Here is a 2,813-nt window from a genome sequence, read left to right as displayed (position 1 = left end):
CACTTTGGCCTTCACCCCCTCTATGCAGCCGGTCATGTTGACCAGTCCGGGCCGATCGGGCAGCACGTTGACGATGAGGATGCTTGCGGAGCATCCGGACATCATCGTCCATGAGCGATTTCCTTACGAGACGAATGTCTTTAGCTATTGGATGCATTTCTTGCACGTGCTGGCCGCACCCGCGGACACCTCGCGGGTGGAATCGTTCTGGAGGGATCCAAAACGGCTACCGCCGTTCCCTGATTTCTTTAAGGATCCGGCCACCGGGCTGATCCCGCGGGAGCAAGCCCCCCTCGACCGCTGGTATGCCACCCATCAGGTCGAGGAATTCGCCCGGGTGGCGCAGGCCGCCGTCGAGTCGTTCTACGGCGAGTACGCCAGCACGACAAACCGCACGACACCTGCATTTTTCGCCGAGAAGATCGTTCCGCCCGGCCACGTCCGCCGGATCATGCGGCTGCTTTACCCGCAGGCACGGGAGATATTCCTCGTCCGGGATCCCAGGGACACCCTGGTCTCCGTGCTGGCGTTCCATGCTCGGCACGGGGTTGCTGACTTCGGTCGGGAGCGGCGGGTTGAATCGGATGAACAACTCGTCGGCCTCATCCGCAGGAGCATCCTGTCACTGACCCAACTGTGGAAGCGCAGAGCACAATACGGCACGCTTGTCCGTTATGAGGACCTCGTACGTTCGCCCACCGAACACATACGCGCAATGCTCGACGCCCTGGAACTGGACTCGTCGGCGAATATCGTCGACGCCATGGCAAAAGCTGGGAAAGAAACCACCGCTAATGTGAATGCGCATCGAACATCGCCTGACGCCGCGTCATCGATCGGCCGCTGGAAGCGGGACCTTGAACCACGGCTGCAAAAGATCTGCGACGAGGCGTTTGGCGGGTTACTCGACGAACTTGGCGGCAGCTCCCGCTAACCTCGATTTTTCACCCAATCGACCGAACGTCCTGACTTAGGTCATTTAGTGCGCACGTTCACGCCGGGCTGCCGCGTAGCGCGCCGGTGGTTTCGGGCAGTTGTGTCTAGGAGCCTGCTGAATTAGTGGGTTTGGGGCGGGGCGCCTCGAGCCGTCGTGCGGCAGTGTGAAGTCAGACCCGAAGGTCGACAGAAGAGGTCGCCCCGCCGTTTTGAGCGTGGCACTGGATTTGGCTGCAGGCAAGACCCCTGGTGATGGTCGGGTTAGGCGATGGCCCAGGTGGTGCCGGTGTGGTTCAGGCCCATCGTGATGAGTCGGCGCAGGTTCAATGCCGCGGATCGGTGATGCAGCCAGTGATCGTTTTTGGCCACGCCGCGGTAGCGGACTTTGCGATTGTTGCGGGTCAGCCAGGCGATGGAGCGTTCGACCATGGGGCGGTGCTGTCGGTATTCGGCCTGCCATTCGGGGTCACGGGCGTGGCTACGGGCGGCTCGCAGTAGCGGTTCGTGCACGCTGAGGGTCAGGTGGCGTCCCTGTTTGGCGGTCGTGCACTTTGATACCAAAGAGCATGAACGGCAGTGCTTTTCGAACTTTGCGCCGCCGCGGGGTGCGATCCTGACGGTGTGATTGGCTGGACAGGTCGCGGTGCGGGCATCGAAGTCGATGGTGAAGTCATCGCTGGTGAAACCGCCAGACACCGGGGTGCGTAGCGGCATCGGTTTGATCACCGCGGTATGCCCGGCGGCAGCTAGGGCAGCCCGCGTCGCACCAGTGCTGTAAGCCGAATCGCCCAGGACCCGCACCGCGACGCCTTCGTCGTCGAGCAAGCCCAGCCCGATGACGGGTTCGTGGTTGTCGGAGCCGCTGGCTTTGGTCAACGCGCAGTCGGTGATGATCCCGGTGTCGGGTTCCACGGCGATGTGAGCTTTGAAACCGTCCTGGCGGCGGTGCACCGTCTTATGGGCATGACGCGCATCGGGATCGACCGTGGAGATCACCCGGTCACCGGCCACGTTCTGGGCGATGCGCCAGTGCCCGTCGGTGCCATCAGAACCCTCGACGGGTTCGACGTCCTGGCCGGCGATCAACGCCAACAACGCCACCGCCTCGGCCGCGCGGGGGCCGAGTTCCTGCTCGGGCAGGTGCCCGAGGAGGCGGTGGGCGTCGCCGACCAGCCCGTCGACGAGCTGGTCGCGGGCCGCCTTATCGTTCCAGGCGATCGCCGGTTTACCCGGATCGTTGTAATCATGGGCACTGCAGTGCTGTTCGATGACCGCCACGGCGGCGGGTATCTCGTGACGGACCCGCCGGATCGCGGCGATCAGCTGGGTCACGGTGTCCTGGGTGGCTACCGCATCGTCGAGGACGGTGGAATCCAAGGCCCGCCGCGTCTTGCCCGCCAACACCCCGGTCTGGGCGACAACAGCTTTGACCGCATCGAAGATGCGGTTCGGCCGATCCGAGGCCGCCAACCGGCGCCGCCAGTACGTCAAGGTCGTCGAGTGGAAAGCTGCGGCGGTAATCGGCAGCCCACACGCGGCTTTCCACCGCAGATCGAAGGTGACCGCATCGACGGTCTCGTTATCAGACAAGCCGTGCAATGCCTGCAAGGTGATCACACTGGCCATCACCTCGGCCGGCACACTCGGACGACCCCGCCGCGTCGGGAACAGATCGGCGAACATCTCCTCGGGAAACAACTCCCGACGATGCGCCGCCAAAAACGCAAACACGCTGTCGGACTTCAGAAGATGACCCGCTACCGACTCCGCATCCAACAACTCACGCTGATCATCAGATCGACCCTGCACCCGTCAATCATCCCGAAAAGCACAGGTCAACCCAACCCGCCACACCGAATAATTCAGCAGGCTCCTAG

At 63.1% G+C, this 2,813-nt stretch carries 2 protein-coding genes; one reads left to right on the top strand and one right to left on the bottom strand.

Annotated features, from left to right (window positions below; genetic code table 11):
* A partial coding sequence (locus VGH54_RS14070; RefSeq protein WP_331512633.1) for a sulfotransferase occupies positions 1–934 on the top strand: 934 nt, incomplete at its 5' end.
* Between the two features lie 263 nt (positions 935–1,197).
* Here the strand turns inward: VGH54_RS14070 and VGH54_RS14065 are convergent.
* Entirely contained in the window at positions 1,198–2,745 is a 1,548-nt protein-coding gene (locus VGH54_RS14065; RefSeq protein WP_331512630.1) for an IS1182 family transposase, read from the bottom strand.
* Between the last annotated feature and the right edge of the window lie 68 nt (positions 2,746–2,813).

The organism is Mycobacterium sp., from assembly GCF_036488105.1.
Classification (GTDB): domain Bacteria; phylum Actinomycetota; class Actinomycetes; order Mycobacteriales; family Mycobacteriaceae; genus Mycobacterium.
Note: the sequence above shows the minus strand (reverse complement) of the source record. Positions and strands in the feature narration are given on the sequence as shown.